Annotated in this window: 11 protein-coding genes and 5 pseudogenes; 3 read left to right on the forward strand and 13 right to left on the reverse strand. The window is 53.2% G+C overall.

Annotated features, from left to right (window positions below; genetic code table 11):
* Positions 1-40: 40 nt before the first annotated feature.
* Positions 41-1,519: a lipopolysaccharide biosynthesis protein gene (locus NKG96_RS14825; RefSeq protein WP_254535913.1), complete on the forward strand. Its 1,479-nt coding sequence runs from the start codon at positions 41-43 to the stop codon at positions 1,517-1,519.
* A 36-nt stretch (positions 1,520-1,555) separates the two neighbouring features.
* Here the strand turns inward: NKG96_RS14825 and NKG96_RS14830 are convergent, their stop codons facing one another.
* From NKG96_RS14830 to NKG96_RS14850, 5 genes and pseudogenes are all read right to left on the reverse strand, one after another.
* Entirely contained in the window at positions 1,556-2,872 is a 1,317-nt protein-coding gene (locus NKG96_RS14830; protein ID WP_254535915.1) for a hypothetical protein, read from the reverse strand.
* A 780-nt stretch (positions 2,873-3,652) separates the two neighbouring features.
* A complete protein-coding gene (locus NKG96_RS14835; protein WP_254535917.1) occupies positions 3,653-4,471 on the reverse strand; it encodes an FkbM family methyltransferase in 819 nt (272 codons plus the stop codon).
* Positions 4,472-4,987: 516 nt separating this feature from the next.
* A pseudogene (locus tag NKG96_RS14840) lies at positions 4,988-5,767 on the reverse strand (cell division control protein Cdc6); the annotation flags it as partial.
* Positions 5,768-5,831: 64 nt separating this feature from the next.
* A pseudogene (locus NKG96_RS14845) lies at positions 5,832-7,049 on the reverse strand (RNA-guided endonuclease InsQ/TnpB family protein).
* A 205-nt stretch (positions 7,050-7,254) separates the two neighbouring features.
* On the reverse strand, positions 7,255-7,548 hold the full coding sequence (locus NKG96_RS14850; protein WP_254535920.1) for a hypothetical protein: 294 nt from the start codon (positions 7,546-7,548) through the stop codon (positions 7,255-7,257).
* A gap of 193 nt (positions 7,549-7,741) precedes the next feature.
* Between NKG96_RS14850 and NKG96_RS14855 the strand changes: the two genes are divergently transcribed.
* A complete protein-coding gene (locus tag NKG96_RS14855) occupies positions 7,742-7,978 on the forward strand; it encodes a transcriptional regulator (RefSeq protein ID WP_254535922.1) in 237 nt (78 codons plus the stop codon).
* Between the two features lie 44 nt (positions 7,979-8,022).
* Entirely contained in the window at positions 8,023-8,556 is a 534-nt protein-coding gene (locus NKG96_RS14860) for an HNH endonuclease (protein WP_254535924.1), read from the forward strand.
* Positions 8,557-8,716: 160 nt separating this feature from the next.
* On the opposite strand, the pseudogene NKG96_RS21085 reads toward NKG96_RS14860, so the two are convergent.
* The 8 genes and pseudogenes from NKG96_RS21085 to NKG96_RS14900 form a co-directional block, all read right to left on the reverse strand.
* Positions 8,717-9,482: pseudogene (locus NKG96_RS21085) on the reverse strand (cell division control protein Cdc6); the annotation flags it as partial.
* Positions 9,483-9,965: 483 nt separating this feature from the next.
* Positions 9,966-10,829, reverse strand: a pseudogene (locus NKG96_RS14875) (cell division control protein Cdc6); the annotation flags it as partial.
* Between the two features lie 784 nt (positions 10,830-11,613).
* The gene (locus NKG96_RS14880) at positions 11,614-12,327 is read right to left on the reverse strand and encodes a Cdc6/Cdc18 family protein (protein WP_254535929.1); all 714 of its coding nucleotides are present in this window, start codon (positions 12,325-12,327) and stop codon (positions 11,614-11,616) included.
* A 55-nt stretch (positions 12,328-12,382) separates the two neighbouring features.
* A complete protein-coding gene (locus tag NKG96_RS14885) occupies positions 12,383-13,636 on the reverse strand; it encodes an RNA-guided endonuclease InsQ/TnpB family protein (protein ID WP_254535931.1) in 1,254 nt (417 codons plus the stop codon).
* 369 nt (positions 13,637-14,005) lie between these two features.
* A pseudogene (locus NKG96_RS21090) lies at positions 14,006-14,242 on the reverse strand (MarR family transcriptional regulator); the annotation flags it as partial.
* Positions 14,243-14,802: 560 nt separating this feature from the next.
* The gene (locus tag NKG96_RS14890; RefSeq protein ID WP_254535933.1) at positions 14,803-15,141 is read right to left on the reverse strand and encodes a type II toxin-antitoxin system PemK/MazF family toxin; all 339 of its coding nucleotides are present in this window, start codon (positions 15,139-15,141) and stop codon (positions 14,803-14,805) included.
* A complete protein-coding gene (locus tag NKG96_RS14895; protein ID WP_254535935.1) occupies positions 15,138-15,497 on the reverse strand; it encodes a MarR family transcriptional regulator in 360 nt (119 codons plus the stop codon). The genes NKG96_RS14890 and NKG96_RS14895 overlap by 4 nt, the downstream gene beginning before the upstream one ends.
* Before the next feature lie 194 nt (positions 15,498-15,691).
* Positions 15,692-16,972 (reverse strand): RNA-guided endonuclease InsQ/TnpB family protein, encoded by a 1,281-nt coding sequence (locus NKG96_RS14900; RefSeq protein WP_254535937.1) that lies wholly within the window; start codon positions 16,970-16,972, stop codon positions 15,692-15,694.
* Positions 16,973-16,983 lie beyond the last annotated feature (11 nt).

Below are 16,983 nucleotides of genomic sequence, written 5' to 3' on the forward strand. Positions count from 1 at the left end.
TTTAATGGTGTTACACTAACCACTACTAGATAGAGGCAATATGAAGGCTTTGATTGAACGATTATCTTCTTGGATGCAAAACCCTGGGTCCGGGCTTTTCGAAAGAGTCATACACGGCGGTATCTGGCTTACACTACTAAATATTTTTGACCGATTGTTACAGATAGTGCGCCTTCTCGTTCTAGCTCGTTTGTTATCACCCGTGGATTTCGGCCTATTTGGGATAGTTATGGTCACAGTGACTATGGCCAACAGTTTATCACGTCTCGGAATAGAGTCATCATTAATCCAAAACAAGCAGGAAAATATATCTAAATATCTCAACACCGCATTCGTGCTTAACAACTTTCGTAGCATTGCTACGGGGCTGGTATTAGCTATCAGTTCACCTGTAATTTCAGACATTTTTTCGGAACCCTCGTTGGTAGCACTATTAAGAGTAATCTCGGTCTACGTTATTCTTGAAGGACTGACCAATCCAGCAGTAGTATATTTCAAGAAAAATATTGACTTTCAAAAACAGTTCATCTATCAGCTAAGTGGTTCGGTAGTTGACTTTGTGGTAGCCGTGTTTGCTGCAGTAACTTTAGGAAACGTGTGGGCATTTGTCATTGCAGTTATTTCAGGTCGAGTTGTAAGGGTGTTCTTGTCATACCTATTAACAGACTACTTTCCATCACTCCAATTTGAATGCAATGCTGCAATAGACATGTTGTCATATGGTAAGTGGATATGGGCGACCGGAATTGTTGGAATACTCGCCATCAATTTTGATGATTTGTTTGTTGGGTGGTATATTTCTGCATCCGCTCTTGGTCTTTATCAATTGGCATACCGCTTGTCAAACGCTCCAGCTACTGAGGTTTCTAATGTGATTTCTGGAGTCACCTTTCCAGCTTATTCAAAAATTCAAGACGACAAAGCGATGCTGGAGGACGCATTTTACCAGACTTTAAGAATAACGTTCCTCACTATTACCCCAATGTCTGTTGGTATTTTGCTGGTTGCAAAGCCCTTTACTAATGTGTTACTGGGCAAAGATTGGATTAGTATGGTTTCAGCTATGCAAATCATGGTAGTAGCAGGATTTTCTCGTGCAATATTATCAACAGGAGGTGCAGTGTTTCGGGGGATTGGTATACCCGAATGGGATTTTCGAATGAATTTCATTAGAGTTGTTATCACGCTTGGGACAATATGGCCCTTAACAGAGCTCTATGGGATTTCAGGTACATCAATCAGCGTGTCACTAGGAGTCCTTTGTGCATTGCCAGTCTGGGCCTACAAGACATCAGAGATCACATCAATGAGTCCCTTTCAGTATCTCAAGACAGTCTCCACTCCAGCGTTGGCAACAGTTACAATGTCGATACCAGTCATTATTATTATAGATTCTAATTTATGGAATTTAGTATTTTCTGTTATTTCTGGGGTTATAGTTTATATCGGGGTTGTTATAATCGGTTACAAGATTGAGGGAGATAGCCCCATTAATAAGATACTGTCTCTCTCAGGATAAAGAAGTCAGGCTTTTTGACTGTCCGGATAGAACCTTTCATGCGTAGATGTCTACTGAACCAGAGGAATATATTTTCCAAGTGCCCTCTTTTGACTCAACATTATCTACTTTAGATGGAGAATACTGCCAAGACCCTCTGTATTCCGGATACAGCTTTGGATACACGTATTTGCCCTTTCTAGACACGACTTTGTAGACGCTACGATCACTCTCTCGGAACGTTATATTCGACGAGGAGTTTACACCCCAGATTTTACGGTTGTGTACACCAGTAATCGCAGTACTAATACGCTTAATTGAAGGTCCAAATCGGTGTATCGAATTATCTTCTCCAGAATAATCCAGTAGCCAAGAGGTCACCTGAAATTCTGCCTGAGTGACTTGAGGATTGGTTCCTCGAGTAATAGGAGAGCTGAACAAACCAAATACGACTATGAACACTACTATGATAACTATTACTGTCGATATGCTGTCGTAAATTTTTCTTGTAATCTTAGATGTAGAGGGGAGTTGTCGGAAACGCAGGGCTACAGGTATCAGGGCAGAAACAAGAATTATCGCGCTCATGAAACGTTCGAAACCTGCAACCAGGTTTCCAAATAGTGCAATAAGTGCAAACATGGTATAACAACCTGAGAGAATTATGAGGACAAACATATTCTGTTTAATTTCAGAACATATGTAGTCACGGTGATTTAAAAGTATAATTGAAGCTAATGCGGTAACTGGTAACAAAGCCAAAACAACGCCATACTTGAATACTAATATTTGGGCGATGTCTCCGAGCTGTGGTGAGTGTGATTGATAAACACTTGAATATGTCTCAAAGCTACTTACAGACTTTTCTCCAGTATTTGTTGATAAAACCCCGAATTCTTGTAGTGACAACAAAAGAGATTCGAATCCAACACTAACTACCAATTGAATGTGGTAAACAAAAAATGATATTGTGCTTATAGCTATTAGGTTTATCTCTCCAGAATGCCAAGGTGTAGAGTGGTTATTGCTAATCCACTTTGAGAAAATAATTGTCGATAATAAGTAAAGGGTATAGAATACTGCGAGTAGCAAGATCGCCAATGGATGGTAAATAGTGATTGCGAGAGACAGAAGAGCACAGACTATATACCACGCCTGCTTTCTCGTGTGCGAGCGGCACTTCAAAAAGGATAAGATTGCGATAGGTACAATCTCAAATCCAAGGGTCCAAGGAGAGAATAACAGACTCTGAGAGAGAAGTAGTGGTACGGAGAAAACGTAAGCGAAATAGACACTTTCCTCCCCTGAATAGTAAATGGAGACGCAAAATGCTGAGAGAGAAAAGCAAATGAAGAAGATTGACGGAAGAAACATGGATATAGTGTATATATTTATAGAAGAGATAGAACTTATAGAGTGTGTTAAGAGGTGAAGACCCGGATATACGTCAGATTGTGGAATATAGTTTAACATCCCAATCGAATTAACGTATCCAAGTTGGGTAAGGGCATCCCCTCGACCGAAATACGCATATCTTTTGATAATAGGTAGATTCATAATTGTGGCAAATATTATAACAGTAGACATGAACCCAGACAGAATCCCCATACGAGCCGACAATTTACTAATTAGTAATATGGATAAGACACAAACAGTAACAGGCCCCCAATACGATATAATATGTCCTGAATAAACCGAAAATTCATACTGACGCGATATTGGCTGAAGAAATGACATAGCCACTGCGAAGGAGATCATTGAGACAAAAATTTTGTGCCTTTTGTTTAGTAGAAATTGCCGTACCATGTTCAAGTCATCGAGCTCATATTTCGGATAGGGCTACCGGATTAGTTTGTATCTGTCTATTTCGCATCCCGGACATTTTAACCTTGCAGTTCACTTCTGTTAAAACCCTTATACGAATTATTAGATTTGATACAGTCATACTCACATTAACACCACCTACTCGTTGTTTTTAGAATTTTGGCTGAGGCTACTTTCCGCGCGCTTTCAGTCTTATGCAAATAATACTACAGTCGGTTCGATAACACCATTCTCAGGTACCTCATTGGCACACACTACGATATCACAAATCCCACTCAAGAGTCAAAAACCCCGGTCTATCTCTGTTTTTGATTTGTCTCTTGCAAGGGATTACTTCACCCCCTTTATTTGTGTCTGTCCTTGCCGTTCTTCCAAAATTTCCACTGTGAATCCGACATCCTGAAGCGTCTCCTGGAGTTGCGATGGCGTTGACCCGAAGTCTTCAATGGAGGCACCTTGGTCAGAATGATGAAGTTCGCAGTAGACCAGCCGACAGTCTGCGTCAGAGAGACGCTGTTTCATCCCGTCAATGACGAGCTGTTCGGCCCCCTCCACATCAATCTTCACGACTGATGGAGAGGAGACATCAAGGGCATCACCACACTGTGTTTTAACTTCCTGCCCGTTGTTGTTGGTGTCAACACTTGCCCCGCCAAGGTTGCCGTCGGAGGCTGGGCTAAATCTTATCGACCCATTGCTATCCCATAATGCCGATTCTACGATTTCGGCGTTAGCATCGTTCAGTCGGAAATTCTTCCGCATTCGACGAATGTTTTCTGGAAGGGGCTCAAACGCTATTGCGCTTCCAACGGGCGCTACCTCAACGAGACAAGAATATAGACCGAAGTTGGCGCCGACATCCCAGACAATATCATCTGGGCGTAGTTCGCGAACTAAATCTTGTGCTAGGTGCTGTTCTGCTTTTCTAAAGAAGGTATACGCCCTGTAGTCATGGCGGTCTCCTATATGAACTTGTATGGTGGTATTATTAATTGATAGCGGCACGCTCCTCCTCTGGCGAAGATATCTGTAGTAGAGGTTATCGAATGTATCGTTCTGGTTAATCACGAATGACCGCACCTCATTGAGGAGGGCTCTGACCCCACCTTGCCGTGCGATATGCATTCCGTCCCATAATTTTGTTCCCATACTTCAATCAGTCGGGCGGTACGCAATCAAGGTATCGCCAGTAGTAACATCGCTAAGGCAGCATGCTATACCGTTGTACCATTGGGCAGAATCAACCTGTACCCCTCATTGATGGTTTGGCTTTGACAGTGAGCAGCGAAAGAGAGAACCCTCTTAGCGAGTGTGAATCCACAGACTTCAGCTCATCTGTTGGTCTATCACTGATTAGGAACCCGACTCGCTAACAACCTTCGCGAACTTACAGCGGAAGGGTACGCCTCTCAGAGGTAGACTTCCACTATAGATACAACAAGAGGTGATACTGATTCGTAACTGGGGGCGCATGCCTACTACGAGTATAAACCTCTTCTCTCCTTAAGAGGGCAGTCTACACAACATCAGAGGGACAGACGTACAGCCATACGTTCCTTCGAATTGTACTGGTGGACATACGATTTGGTAGTAAACATCTCGAAGCTGCACACTAACCGGGCGAATCATAACTGGTGACCTCTAACAATCTAGTTCAGGAACTACCCCACGCCCTCGCCTGCAACCTCGCCGTTCGGACTTGATGACGTTGAGGAGGTCCTGTTCTCAGAGCAACTCCTAGACACGCCGCTCCGAGAGCAAATCCAAATCGACCTCAGTCGCGACGGAATTATACGCCTCGTAGATCCGTTCGGTCGTGAACGCCTCTCCGTCCTCTCGCTCGGTGAAGAGCGTGAGCGCGAAGAGGATCGCTTTTGCCTGTGCTGGTGCGCCCTCAATCAGCTCGCTGAATCGATCCATCTCCGCCTTCTCTTTGCCGGCATGAACGTGGGCTTCTGTCACCGACGCTGCGTTCTCCCGTTTCGCGATTCGCCCCCCGTTTCGAAGGATATCAATCGCTTTCCGTGCGTCGCCGTGTTCCTGTGCGGCCAGCGCTGCGGTTAGTTCGATGACGCCGTCTTCGAGGACGCCGTCCCGAAACGCGTCACGGCGTTTGTCGAGGATCTCGGTCAACTGAGTGGCGTCGTACGGTGGGAAAACGAGTTCGTCGCGAGCGAGGCTGGATTTCACGCGTTCGGAGAGGTTCTCCGGGAAGTCGATTTTGTTCGAGATGCCGATGATGCCGATGTTCGACTCGGTGAGACTTCTGTTCTCACCAGCACGAGAGAGCTTTCGGAGGACCTCGTCGTCTTGCAGCATATCGATCTCGTCGAGGATTACGAGCGCAACGTCGACACGGGTATCGACGACGCGCCACAGTCGCTTGTAGTACTCGGAGGTTTCCAGCCCTCGATCCGAACGCTCAATTGGATTAGAGTGTGGTTGTCTCGGTTGAGGTCAGCAAATAGAGAATACGCTCGTGTCCGAAAGCACCTCCCTCGCGAGTGACTTACTGCTCGCTCGATTCCGGAATTCGAACGGGCATTCCTGCTTCGAGGACACGCTTTGCATCCACGACGGTGGACACAGGGAGCACAGTCTCCACAGACGTTCCTTCGGGACAGCCCATCCCTAGTTCGCTGATTCCCCGCTGGAGGATGTTGTACGCCGCGTTCACATCTCAATCCGCTTCGAACCCACAGACCGGACGTGAATGCTCGCGGACCCAGAGTGGCTTTGCAGTCGACACACCACAGGCAGCACACTCCGTGGTCGTCCCTGCCGGGTTGACAGCGACGAAGTGTGTGCCCTCACGCTCGCATTTGTACTCCAGCATTCGACGGAACGTACCCCAGGCGGCGGATTAGCGGTTGCGGCTGTTCCCTGGGCGTTCAATCAGACGCTTGGTCGCGAAATCCTCGACAACGACGAGGTCGTATTCCCGGGCGTAGCACGCCGAGAGCTTGTGGAGGAAATCCCGGCGCTTCCGACGAATGTCGGCGTGTCGACGAGCGACTTTCCGACGTTGCTGTTCGTAGTTCGCCGAACCCTTCTCCTTCCGCGAGAGGACGCGCTGTTCGTACTCCAGTCGATCGCGCTCCTCAGAGAGATCGAGCGACCGAACCGCGACGCCGTCGGTGTCGTGAGTATACTTGAGAATGCCCACGTCGATACCGACGACGTCTGTCGGCTGCGCTGGCTTCTCAGGTGGCTCCTCGGATGTCTCGACGCTCAACGATGCATACCAGTTGCCCGTTGCCTCGCGCTTGACGATGACTTCCTTGATCGTAGCATCGTCCGGAATATCGCGATGGTACACCAGCGGAATCGCACCGATCTTTGACAGCCACAGCCGCGTCTGTTCATCCCCGTGCCTGAGTTCGAAGCCCGACTGGCTGTAGGTGAACGACCGATAGGAGTCCGTCCCGCGTCACTGGAGCTTCCCGACCTTGTATCCACGTTCCTTCTTCGCTCGGAGCGTCGACAAGTTGTCGTACAGTCGCTGGACGACTTTCTGGAGGACCTTCGAGTGGATGTCCTGCAGCTCGGTCCATTCCCCTTTGAGGGCCGGTAACTGACGCTGCTCGGAGTACGCAGACGTCCTGTCGGTGCGGGTGAGTCGGTGAAGGAAGTGGTTGTACACCTGCCGGCAGATGTCGACAGTCCACGCTAGTCGCTCACGAAGACTTGAGGATGGGTTCAGCCGATATCTGAATCTGTAGTACATGGGTATGAGCTATCGACTACGGTGGTTACCCAGTGGTCCGAACTGTGTCGTATCCACCGAGTGTCGGACCATCACCGTTCAACCCGCCACTCGATAAAATCCGCACAGTCGTGCTCTTCGATACGCTCTTTGAGTCCGACCGCACCACACACCGGACACTCCTCGAGTTCAGGCCCAAGTGGGTGGTCGGGCGAACGCTCGCCCATTAGAGCCACCCGCGCGTCTGCGTGACGAACGCTTCCCACGCTGCGACAGTGCGACCGTTCGCCGCGAGTTCTTCGACCCACTCGACGCGCCCGAACCGATCGGTGACGGTCACAGTACCGGTGGCTACATCGAAAGTGTGGACTGATCCCGTGCTGTCCAGTCCGAGCGTACGCGAGACGCTGTTCTCGAACGCTTCAGCCAGGCCGTCGTAGACGACTGCGTGGCGGGCGGTTTGGAGATTGCGGCACTGTGCTTCCGAAGGGTTTTCTAAATTGGTGACTTCTGTTGCCATGGGTTTGACCTTCGTGAAACCCGGCCTGGGTGTTCCAGCACCTGGGCGAATTACTACGCCCCAAGCGGCCAGTGTTTCACATCCATTAGTTGCCCGGATTATGGATAAAGCTTCCCCATTAGTTGAGAGACTAATGGTTTATGTAGATAGCGAGCCCATTAGCTGGATAAGGCATGGTAGATAAGAACACTATATGCCTGGAAAGGACCGAGACGAAGACAGCGGCCGGTACACAGACACCTACACCGCCGACGATATGCTCAACGCCATCCGCGATGAGGGCGGAACTGCCGGGACGACCGACGTTGCAAACGCCGTCGGATGCGCCCGCGACACGGCGTACAAGAAGCTTAAATCACTCGAAGAAAATGGTGCGGTCACCGGCCGGAAGATTGGTGGAACGATGGTCTGGACGATCGCAGAGAACTGAGGACCCACTCGAAGAGCTTCGAGCGGTCGTCTGCGAGGGTGATGATGACAGCGGGTGAAGCCAGTTCCAACTGTCCGACCTGTGGGCGCGACGACTTCGCGTCCGAGCGTGCGATGAAGTCCCACCACGCCAGAATGCACGGGGAGAGTCTCGTCGAACTCGTCGAAAAGGAATTCGACTGCCGGTGGTGTGAGGAGTCGTTCTCGCGAGAACTCAGAGAAGCCGAACAACGGGAGTTCTGCTCCCGTTCGTGTGCTGCGAAGGCGTCACACGAACAGCGAGACGAACACACGTACTCACTGTCGTCGGACGCTCGCGAGCGAGTGCTAGAACGCGATGGACACACCTGTCAGCGGTGTGGCTGCGATGTCGAAGGTGGACATCGTGAGTCCAACCAGTCAGCAGAAGTCCATCACCTCATCCCGCGGAGTGCCGGCGGGCCGGACGCCAATCAAAACCTCGTGACGCTGTGCTGGCTCTGCCATCAGAAAGCCCATTGGGACATGGGCGATCTCCACGAGACAGCGCCGTCGGTGCTCGAGGAACTCCGTGCCGTCGTGTGTGATGAGGAGAACTGACGACAGGTCTATCGCCGCATGCGGACAGCCGTATACGAAGACGACGAACAGCTAGCGGGCTCGAGCGGGGACTTGACTCAGAGCGGCATCCGGCATTCGCAGCACGAATGGCGGAACCGATAGATGGCTACCGTCTCGGTACGACAAATCAGAAAAGCGCTCAAATAGACCCGTTCCGTCTCGCAGTTTCTCGAAGGTGCTCGAGTAGCTCATCGACACGCAGCACGTCCTCGAGTGCCGCGATCGCACTCACAAGGGGAACGTCGAGTTCGTAGCGGTAGTAGTTCCCCCGCGAGCCACTTCGGTTCTCGTTTGCGGTCAGGATACCGAGCATGCGAAGATCCGAGAGGTGATTGTGGATAGCCCGCTGGCCCAGCGGCTGGACACTGGAGACCTCACAGATCGTCGTGTACTCGTCGTAGATATCACGAGTACCGGCTTGGCGTCGCATCCGACGCCGCCCGTGATACGACCGCCAGCAAGGTGTAGTGACCGTTCACAGTGAGCTGGCGCATTCCTTCCTCGACACGCTCCTGTTCGAGTTGGTCCTGTGCGTCCTCGACGTGCGCTTCGGTGATCGCGTCGGCGTCGGTGTTCTCGGCGTTCTCGCCTGCCAACCGGAGGATGTCGAGTGCCTGCCGTGCACTCCCTCTGTCGCGGCCTGCCAACGCCGCACAGAGGCTGAGGACACTGCTCTCGACGGCGCCGTCGGCAAAGGCCACCGTAGCCCGGGACTCGAGGATGTTCTGGAGCTCGACGGCGTCGTACGGTGGGAAGTGCAGTTCCCGCTCACAGAGCGTGTCCTGAACGCGTGGGTCGAGCCGGTCGCGGAACGTGAAGTCGTTCGAGATACCGATGACGCCGACGTTCGTCTCCTGGAGTTTGCCGTTCGATCGCGCACGGGGACATTCGTAGAGGAGTTCGTCACTTCTTCGGCACCTTCGATAGCATTGTGTTCAGTACCCTGCTGGAACGAACCTGGCTTCGCACAGTCCCGATACAACCACGCCGTACACTACCGTAGGTAGAACTAATGCTAGTGACCAAACAGTTCACCTTGGCCGCGAATCTACCATGCTTCTGTGTATAACCGCTGGGTCCGGTTTTCTCTCCCTTGGGGGTTGTAGAGTAGAGGGTCACGATCGGGGGGTTCGACTGACGCATTTCCTGAATCAGCGACCCTTAAAAATACGGACAGTACCATTCGTATGCTCCGAGTGGCCATAGACGAGCGCCACATAGTTCAGACCAAGACAGAGAGCATAGTTCGCATGCTCTCGAACGCAAACACGTACCGACCAGTGGAGTCAGCACGAAGAATAGAGAGTACAGTTCGTATGCTCGAATGCTTCGGAAAGAAAGAGGTGAGTCATCGAGGGGGAGAGTACATTTCGTATGCTCTGGTCGCCCTACCGCTCCGCCTCTGGATGCGCTTCGGCTTGGATTTCCTCGCGTGTCTCGATAATTACGCTCGGGTCGATATCGAGCTCGTAGTCGTAGTACTGCCCTCCACGCAATCCATAGTTGTGGTCGGTACGACGCAGGAAGCCAAGCATATGGAGATCAGCGAGATGGTCCTGAACGCTTTTCAACGTAGAAAGGGGGTCGTATCCCCACATTTTCGCCACGTCTCGATACGCGGCCTGAATCTCCTTCGACCGAGCAGGGGTATCCCCGTTTGCTTCGAGTCTCGCCAGCGTCTCAAGGATGAACTGCGCGTGCGTCGTCTGATCTCGAATGCGGTTGCTCAAGCGACCCCGTTGGACGAGGTCCTGTGCATCGATAATATGGTCGTCAACGACACACTCGTCGCCCTGTTTTTCGGCGACTTCGGCTCCCACCCGCAAGAGATCGATCGCCTGCCGGGCGTTGCCCATGTCTTGTGCTGCTTTCGCGCTTGCACACGTGATCGCTGAGTCGTCATATGCGTCGTCAGCGAACGCTTGCTCGGCCCGGTACCGGAGGATGGTCTGGAGCTCCTCGGCGTTGTAGGGTGAAAACGAGATTTCCGATTCCATCAGTGTGTCCTTGACCTTCGCGGAGAGTGTGTCACGGAACGTGTAGCTGTTGCTGATACCGATGACACCGACCTGGGAGTCGGTGATATGGCCGATCGACCGTGCTCGTGGGAGCTCGTAGAGTAGCGTATTGGAGTCGTCGATATGATCGATTTCATCGAACACCAGCAGATGGGTTCCGCCAACCCGGTCGAGGTGTTTGTAGAGTTCCTCAAACGCATCACTTGTGCCGAGCCCTCGCTTGGGGAACTCGCTCGTCGAAACAGCCCCGGTCGGACACGACTGATATTGAGTGAACGGTCCGTTCAAACCCCCACATCTCTCACGTCGAGTGTATCGGGTACGTGTTCGAAAGAGCCACGTTCGCTTACTGAGTTAACCAACGAGCCGGCGACACGTCTCCCGTGTGTTGGTTAACGCGTGGTAGTCGCATCAACTCGGAGCGAAGCAGCCGTCACCCATCCGAAAGCGTGGCAGAACGCTAACCGTCTTCGATACCCAGTCAGTGTGTCGAGAGCGCGTTTCTGGAGAAACTGAGTTCAGTCGAAAGTCGCCCAAATCGGCGTCTGCAGTCCGTCACGGGAGACCTTACAGTGGAAGTCCACGTTCGGGAAAAGCGCACACTGCGTCGCAAACAGGGGAGAAGCGACCCAGTAGCTGGATCGGACTAATTCTCGACGGTCCGTTGCGAGCGCACTACAAACGTTCGACCAACAATTGACACGGGAATCCATAACCAACGGGGGGGGAGGAGTCCCCCCTCGCGAGTGTAGATGTGCCGATTTCGGCTGCAGCTATCCGTCTACCTCTATATCAGCAACTGATTTGCTAACGACTATCTTCGCGAATGATCGAGGAGCGATTCAGAACGCTTCTTGGGGCACTTGGGCGATTCAGCCACAAATTCCAGTTGGGGGATCTGCCCCGTTAACCAACAATAGGGCGAATCTGAGGCGGTCTGTTGGTTACTACGGAGACCTGTAGCCGCTCGAGGCGAGAGCAGTGCGATACGCTACTCGAAACGCGAACAGCCGGCCGTTCAGTCTTCGCCGACGGACTCGCACGCTCGGAGGACCGTCTCTGGCGAATCAGCGAGGAAGATGGCCCGATACGTTCCCTTGCCTTTCCCGGCACCTTTGCGGCGTTGATCGAGAACATCGAGGTCCTCGAGTTCGTCGAGCAAGTCACGGACGCGACGCCACGAAAGTGTGTTCGTCCCCTCGTGTTGCGTGAGCTGTTCGTATTTCGCGTATACGTTGTGGGATTTCACCGTCTCGCCGGGAGCGACATCCTTTGTCGTCAGAGCGACCGCCTGCATGACGTACTGTGATTGGATCGGCTGGGTCTGCATCAGCTTCACCAGCTTGTCTGCTTCAGCTTTGTCGAGTGCCTGTTCGACGTGAGAAGTCGTCAGTACGTCCGCCCCCTCGCGTTCAGCAATCTCCCCCGTCTTCCGGAGGATATCGATCGCCTGCCGAGCGTCGCCGTACTCTTGGGCGGCGAACTTGGCAGCGGTCGCAAAGACGTCGTCAAGGTCGCCCTCGTCATCGGGAAGGACGTCGCTGTTGAACGCGTCTCGACGTGCCTTAAGGATATGAAAGAGTTCGTCGATGTTGTACGGCGGGAAGACGAGTTCGTTCTGTGTCAGCGAGGACCTGACCTCCGAGTTCAACCGCTCCTCGAACCGTGCCTTGTTCGAAATGCCCACGACACCGAGACAGCAGTTGCAGTGCGCGTTTCCGCTGTGTGACATCCTCCCCGGCGTAACTGCCGGGGCTTCCCGTACCGCAGGTGGGATATTTGCCGGTCTACGACACAACCTGTTCTCTCGTGTGAAACGTCCCGCTCTCGCGGTCAAACAGGTATGTCGATGGCTGTGCCACACAGCCGTTACTCCTATCCTCCCCATGAGGACTCGAAGTTATCTTCTGTCGCATGTTCTCCGCCCCGTTGCAATCCGCATTACCGACCAACCCACACGACTGGCAGACGTACAACCCACGGTGCTTGCGGTTCGACTTCGTATCGTCACCACATGCCGAACAGGTCTTCGAGGTGTTCCACTCGTTTTCTTTCAGCACTTCGACACCGTGCTCTTCGCCCTTGTACGCGAGGTACTGGTAGAGCCGGTCGAACGCCCACGTATGGAGTTTCTTATTGCCCGTCTTCCCCCAGTCCGACTCACGCACGTTCTCGGGCCAACTCACCGCGAGCGTGCCAACACTCCGTTCGACACACTCACTGATGATGGTCTCTGAGAGAACGTGGTAGAAGTGCGTTTCTCGGTCTGCCAGTTTCCGACGTGCCCACATCGACTGCTCAGACGGGCCGTTCTCTCCCTCTGTGTTGTACTCTGCTCTGGTGAAGTAGTGCTTGTCCTGCTTGAGCGAGTTGCCGGGATACAGCACGTATTCCTCGGGGAATGCGACCGTGACGATGTTCGTGATGCCGAGGTCGATACCTGCAACACCGTTACCAGCTGACTCGTCAACCTCGAGGGAGATTTTGCAGACGAAGTGCAGTTCCCACTCATCACCGTTCCAGACAGCCCGAACGTTCTGTATCGAGTTGACCTCCGAAAGGTCGACATTGGAGCGAGTCTGGTACTCACAGAGTAGGAAGTCCGAGAAGTGTTCTTTGAGGTTCGACCCTTTCGAGAGTCGCACGCGGTTGTTCTCGGGGTCGTGTTTGAACCCGTCTGCTTTGAACGTGACCGTACTACGTGGTCGTTCGTCACCGTGTTTGCGGTAGCCGGGCGGATTCGCCTTGTCGTCTTTCTGTCGCAGGTCGAACCACGACTGGAAAGCGTCGGAAAGTTCTTCGATGACTTTCTGACTGGATTGTGCGTTCAGGTCTTTCCAGCACGCTTGGTTCTTCATGTACGATTTCAACGCGCTCTCGTCGGGAATGATACCGATTTCGCCCCAGACGCGAGCGACGGTCCATCGGGCGACGTTCCAGAGTTTCGAGGCGGAATCACCGAGCGAATCCAGTCCATCATGAACCTGTCGCTGGTTCTGAATGGAACCAACGTAAGTGCGGGTGACGGTCAGATTCGCCATACATAGCCAATATCGGTATAGTGACTTGTCTGTTTGGGTTTGTTTCAGTCGAACATCCGGTTAGCGATCGGTCGTGGTTAGAATCATCAGCATGTCGGATTCACGCCCGTCCCCAGAACGCGTAGCGTTCTGGTGTGCGGATGAGAGCTCCGCTCTCGTCAACGCCGTCAACGGCGAGATTCTCTCCTGGAGTCAGATAGAGAGTGTTTACCGTCACCTCGACCGGCGAGTGATTCGTGCCACAACCAGACAACCTGCTACAGGTCTCGATATCCCGTACGCCGGCCTCAACGTGGTGTGACCAGTCGTCGAGCGTGTCATCAGCCTGGAAATCGTCCAACACGGGATGAGTAGGGGATGGACAGTTTGGCTCAGGATCCAGTACGGGCGATTATGTCGCACGAGTTCGTGTTCCTTCAACCGTGAGAGGATCGCACTGACAGCGTCCGTCTCCAACCCATGTCGTTCGGCAATCGTTGCCGCCTTCCACGCTCGGTCGTCATTCTCGTCGAGGAATAGTACGATTCGTTCGGTGTCGGTCCGTTTCTCGAATTCGTCGGCATCCGCGTTTTCGAACTCGTCGATGTCGGTAGTACCGCCCGACACACACTGTGTTGGGACATAGCTGTTTGGCGTGTTTGTTGCTATCGATGAGGGCGTTACCGTGCCCAACAATTCGAGAGAGGTTTTCCCTCGTAAGCATTGTGAGGAGTGTCCCTCGAATTCCCAATCCATTACATCGCCACCCTGCTTGAGTCAAGTCACATCATATTTATATAATATATTTTGAATTATAGGCTAAAACTGGTAGTTGCTGGTAGAGAAAGAAGGAGTGCCAAACAGTATTGCTCACTCGGTACGCGGTGTGTGGTATACGTCAATTGCTGTTCTGAAATCGCCCGACACGATGGTGATTTCTCACTCGGTGTGGGAGGTGCCATCGATAATTTTTCCACTTTGGTTCGCAGACACCCCGGCAGAGTCCATACTCACTCGGTACGAGGTGTGTCCCTCTCGTGCCTGCATCGGTAGAGCGAATTCCGTAGCACCTGATGAATGCGGCAGATCTACGGGCAATAAACGACGCCAGCGTGTACGCAAGCGAGAGCATCCACTCGAGGAGGTACAGGCGTCTACAAGCCAGGCGAACGTATCAGCGAGCCATCTCAGGAGATGTAGTCGATCACCTGGCTCACCACATCCTCGGTACGGTCGTCCACGAGCGATGTCAGGTAGTGGTCGACGTCCGCAGCACTGTTCAGCGTCGCAAGCGACCAGGGAAGAACGTGACTTCGTTCCCCAAGTGGGTCGCCCTCGTAGTCGTCGTCTCTCAGTGCGAGCGCCGCTTTGTGATAGGCCTTCGTGGAAATCAGGACCGTGATGAGTTGCACGCCGTGGTTCGGGAATCGAGGAGTCCCTAGCACGAGCATCGGGCGACCCTTCTCCGAGAGCGGGTCAGTCGCCCAGACGATGTCACCACGTTCCAGTTCTTCGAACGCGGTCACCGTACCTCTTCCATCTCCTCGGTTTGGAGATCTTCGAGACGCTCGTCACCGTACTGGTCGGCTGCCGTCTCATGATGTCGGTGGAGCTGGTAGGCCGACTGGAGCCGTTCTTCGTCGTCCGTGATCGCCCAGTACGGGCGCTTGTGCCGCACGAGCTCGCGGTCCTTCAATCGTGAGAGAATCGCACTGACAGCGTCCGTCTCTAGCCCGAGTCGGTCGGCAATCGTCGCCGCCTTCCACGCCCGGTCGTCATTCTCATCGAGAAACAGGACGATTCGCTCGGTATCGTTTCGTTCCTCGAATTCGTCGGCATCGGCGTTTTCGAACTCGTCGATATCGATAGTACCGCTCGACATAGGCTAATGTTGGGACTGTTGGGACATAGCTGTTTGGCATGTTTGTTGCTGTAGACAGGGGCGTTACCACCCCTGCAGAGTCCACGCTCACTCGGTGTAGGGTGTGTCCCTCTCATCGTAATGTGGCCTCCAATTATTTTTATGACATCCTCCCCGGCGTGAACGCCGAGGTTTCCTCGCGCTGGGGGTATCGCTTACCGACCCACGGAGGCAACTTGCGGGTTCGTGCGCTCCTCGTTGGAACAAGAGCGTGGTGACTCTGACCAGTCGTGGTCGTTCCACGTGAGGCACACGGGCCGTGCCATCGGCCTTGGTACTGCATCGTCTGTCTGCCGTCTCAGAAACGTCTCGCTTGCGGTGAGGTCTGCATGCCCCTCGAAGCCGCACGGACACATCAGCGTGTCGCGGTGGCGGGTCGTTCGCTCCGTGGACCCGCAGTTCGGACACTCTTGGCTTGTCCACGCTTCCGACCGGACTTCGACCTCCATGCCGTACTCCTCGGCGGTACACGCGAGCCGGTCGATGAACTGTCGGAAGGCCCAGAAGTTGTGCGTCTTCGCGTTCGCTTCGACCGACCAGTGCGTGTCCAGTACGTCCGTTAACGCCCCGACGAATACCGTGGAGACGCCTTCGGCGTGCAACCGTTCGATGAGGTCGCGTACCAGCGCGTCTTGGGCGTGGTCGCGGCGTCTCGTCCGACCACGGTACAGCGAGTGTATCCGATTCGAGGAGTATCGACCGTCGTCCAAGAGCGATTGAAGTCGAGCGATTTCTCGCGTCGTCTCGCGGAACCGCTCGAACAGGTCGTGCCCCTCGTACAGCAGTTGCGTGCCGGTTGTCGTCGTACAGGCGACGAGGTTGTTCGCACCAATATCCAGCGCGGTGGTTTCGTCCGCCAGTGGGTGTGCCAGCCGAAAATTGTCGATAGTGACTGGCTGAAAGGCCCTGAATGTCTGTGCTTGTTCGTCCCAGAACACCTCTAACCGACCCTGCTTGTCGTACTTTTTCCAGTTGGGTTCGCCCCGAATTTCGAGCCGGAGGCGTTCGCGGTGTCCCAACCTGTACTCGTCTTTCAGATCTTTGCCGACGAGGAGTTCGAGCCGGGAGTATTCGCCCCACTCGATGGAGTACGACGTATTGCGGATGTACGTTCGGAGTTCGCGGCCATCCTCGGCGTTGCCCCAGAAGCCGGGCTTGCCGTTGGCTTCGCCCTTTTTCTTGAGCGCGAAGAACGACCGCCACGCTTCGCGGTTCTTCCGTTCGATTTGTTGAACGGTCGAAGCCCCGAGCGTGCCGCCATAGCGCCCGCGATACTCGCTGATGTCCCACACGTCTCCGTCTGGGTCTGCGTAGTTCTCGCGGCGCTCGTAATTGATTTCGTTCCAGAGAGCGGCAGAAGCGTCCAACAGGCGTCGAAGCAACTCCTCGTCCTCATCGGACTGAGGAACCACGTCGAACGTGTTGGTCCGCTTCATCGAACTAACAG

Origin of the sequence: Halomarina litorea (assembly GCF_024227715.1) — an archaeon.
Taxonomy (GTDB): domain Archaea; phylum Halobacteriota; class Halobacteria; order Halobacteriales; family Haloarculaceae; genus Halomarina; species Halomarina litorea.

What these genes read in the sequence shown, in the direction of transcription:
- NKG96_RS14850 (WP_254535920.1), bottom strand. Translation starts at nt 7,548, where the DNA reads ATGGCAACAGAAGTCACCAATTTAGAAAACCCTTCGGAAGCACAGTGC.
- NKG96_RS14895 (WP_254535935.1), bottom strand. Translation starts at nt 15,497, where the DNA reads ATGTCGAGCGGTACTATCGATATCGACGAGTTCGAAAACGCCGATGCC.
- NKG96_RS14880 (WP_254535929.1), bottom strand. Translation starts at nt 12,327, where the DNA reads ATGTCACACAGCGGAAACGCGCACTGCAACTGCTGTCTCGGTGTCGTG.
- NKG96_RS14900 (WP_254535937.1), bottom strand. Translation starts at nt 16,972, where the DNA reads ATGAAGCGGACCAACACGTTCGACGTGGTTCCTCAGTCCGATGAGGAC.
- NKG96_RS14855 (WP_254535922.1), top strand. Translation starts at nt 7,742, where the DNA reads ATGCCTGGAAAGGACCGAGACGAAGACAGCGGCCGGTACACAGACACC.
- NKG96_RS14860 (WP_254535924.1), top strand. Translation starts at nt 8,023, where the DNA reads ATGACAGCGGGTGAAGCCAGTTCCAACTGTCCGACCTGTGGGCGCGAC.
- NKG96_RS14835 (WP_254535917.1), bottom strand. Translation starts at nt 4,471, where the DNA reads ATGGGAACAAAATTATGGGACGGAATGCATATCGCACGGCAAGGTGGG.
- NKG96_RS14825 (WP_254535913.1), top strand. Translation starts at nt 41, where the DNA reads ATGAAGGCTTTGATTGAACGATTATCTTCTTGGATGCAAAACCCTGGG.
- NKG96_RS14885 (WP_254535931.1), bottom strand. Translation starts at nt 13,636, where the DNA reads ATGGCGAATCTGACCGTCACCCGCACTTACGTTGGTTCCATTCAGAAC.
- NKG96_RS14830 (WP_254535915.1), bottom strand. Translation starts at nt 2,872, where the DNA reads ATGTTTCTTCCGTCAATCTTCTTCATTTGCTTTTCTCTCTCAGCATTT.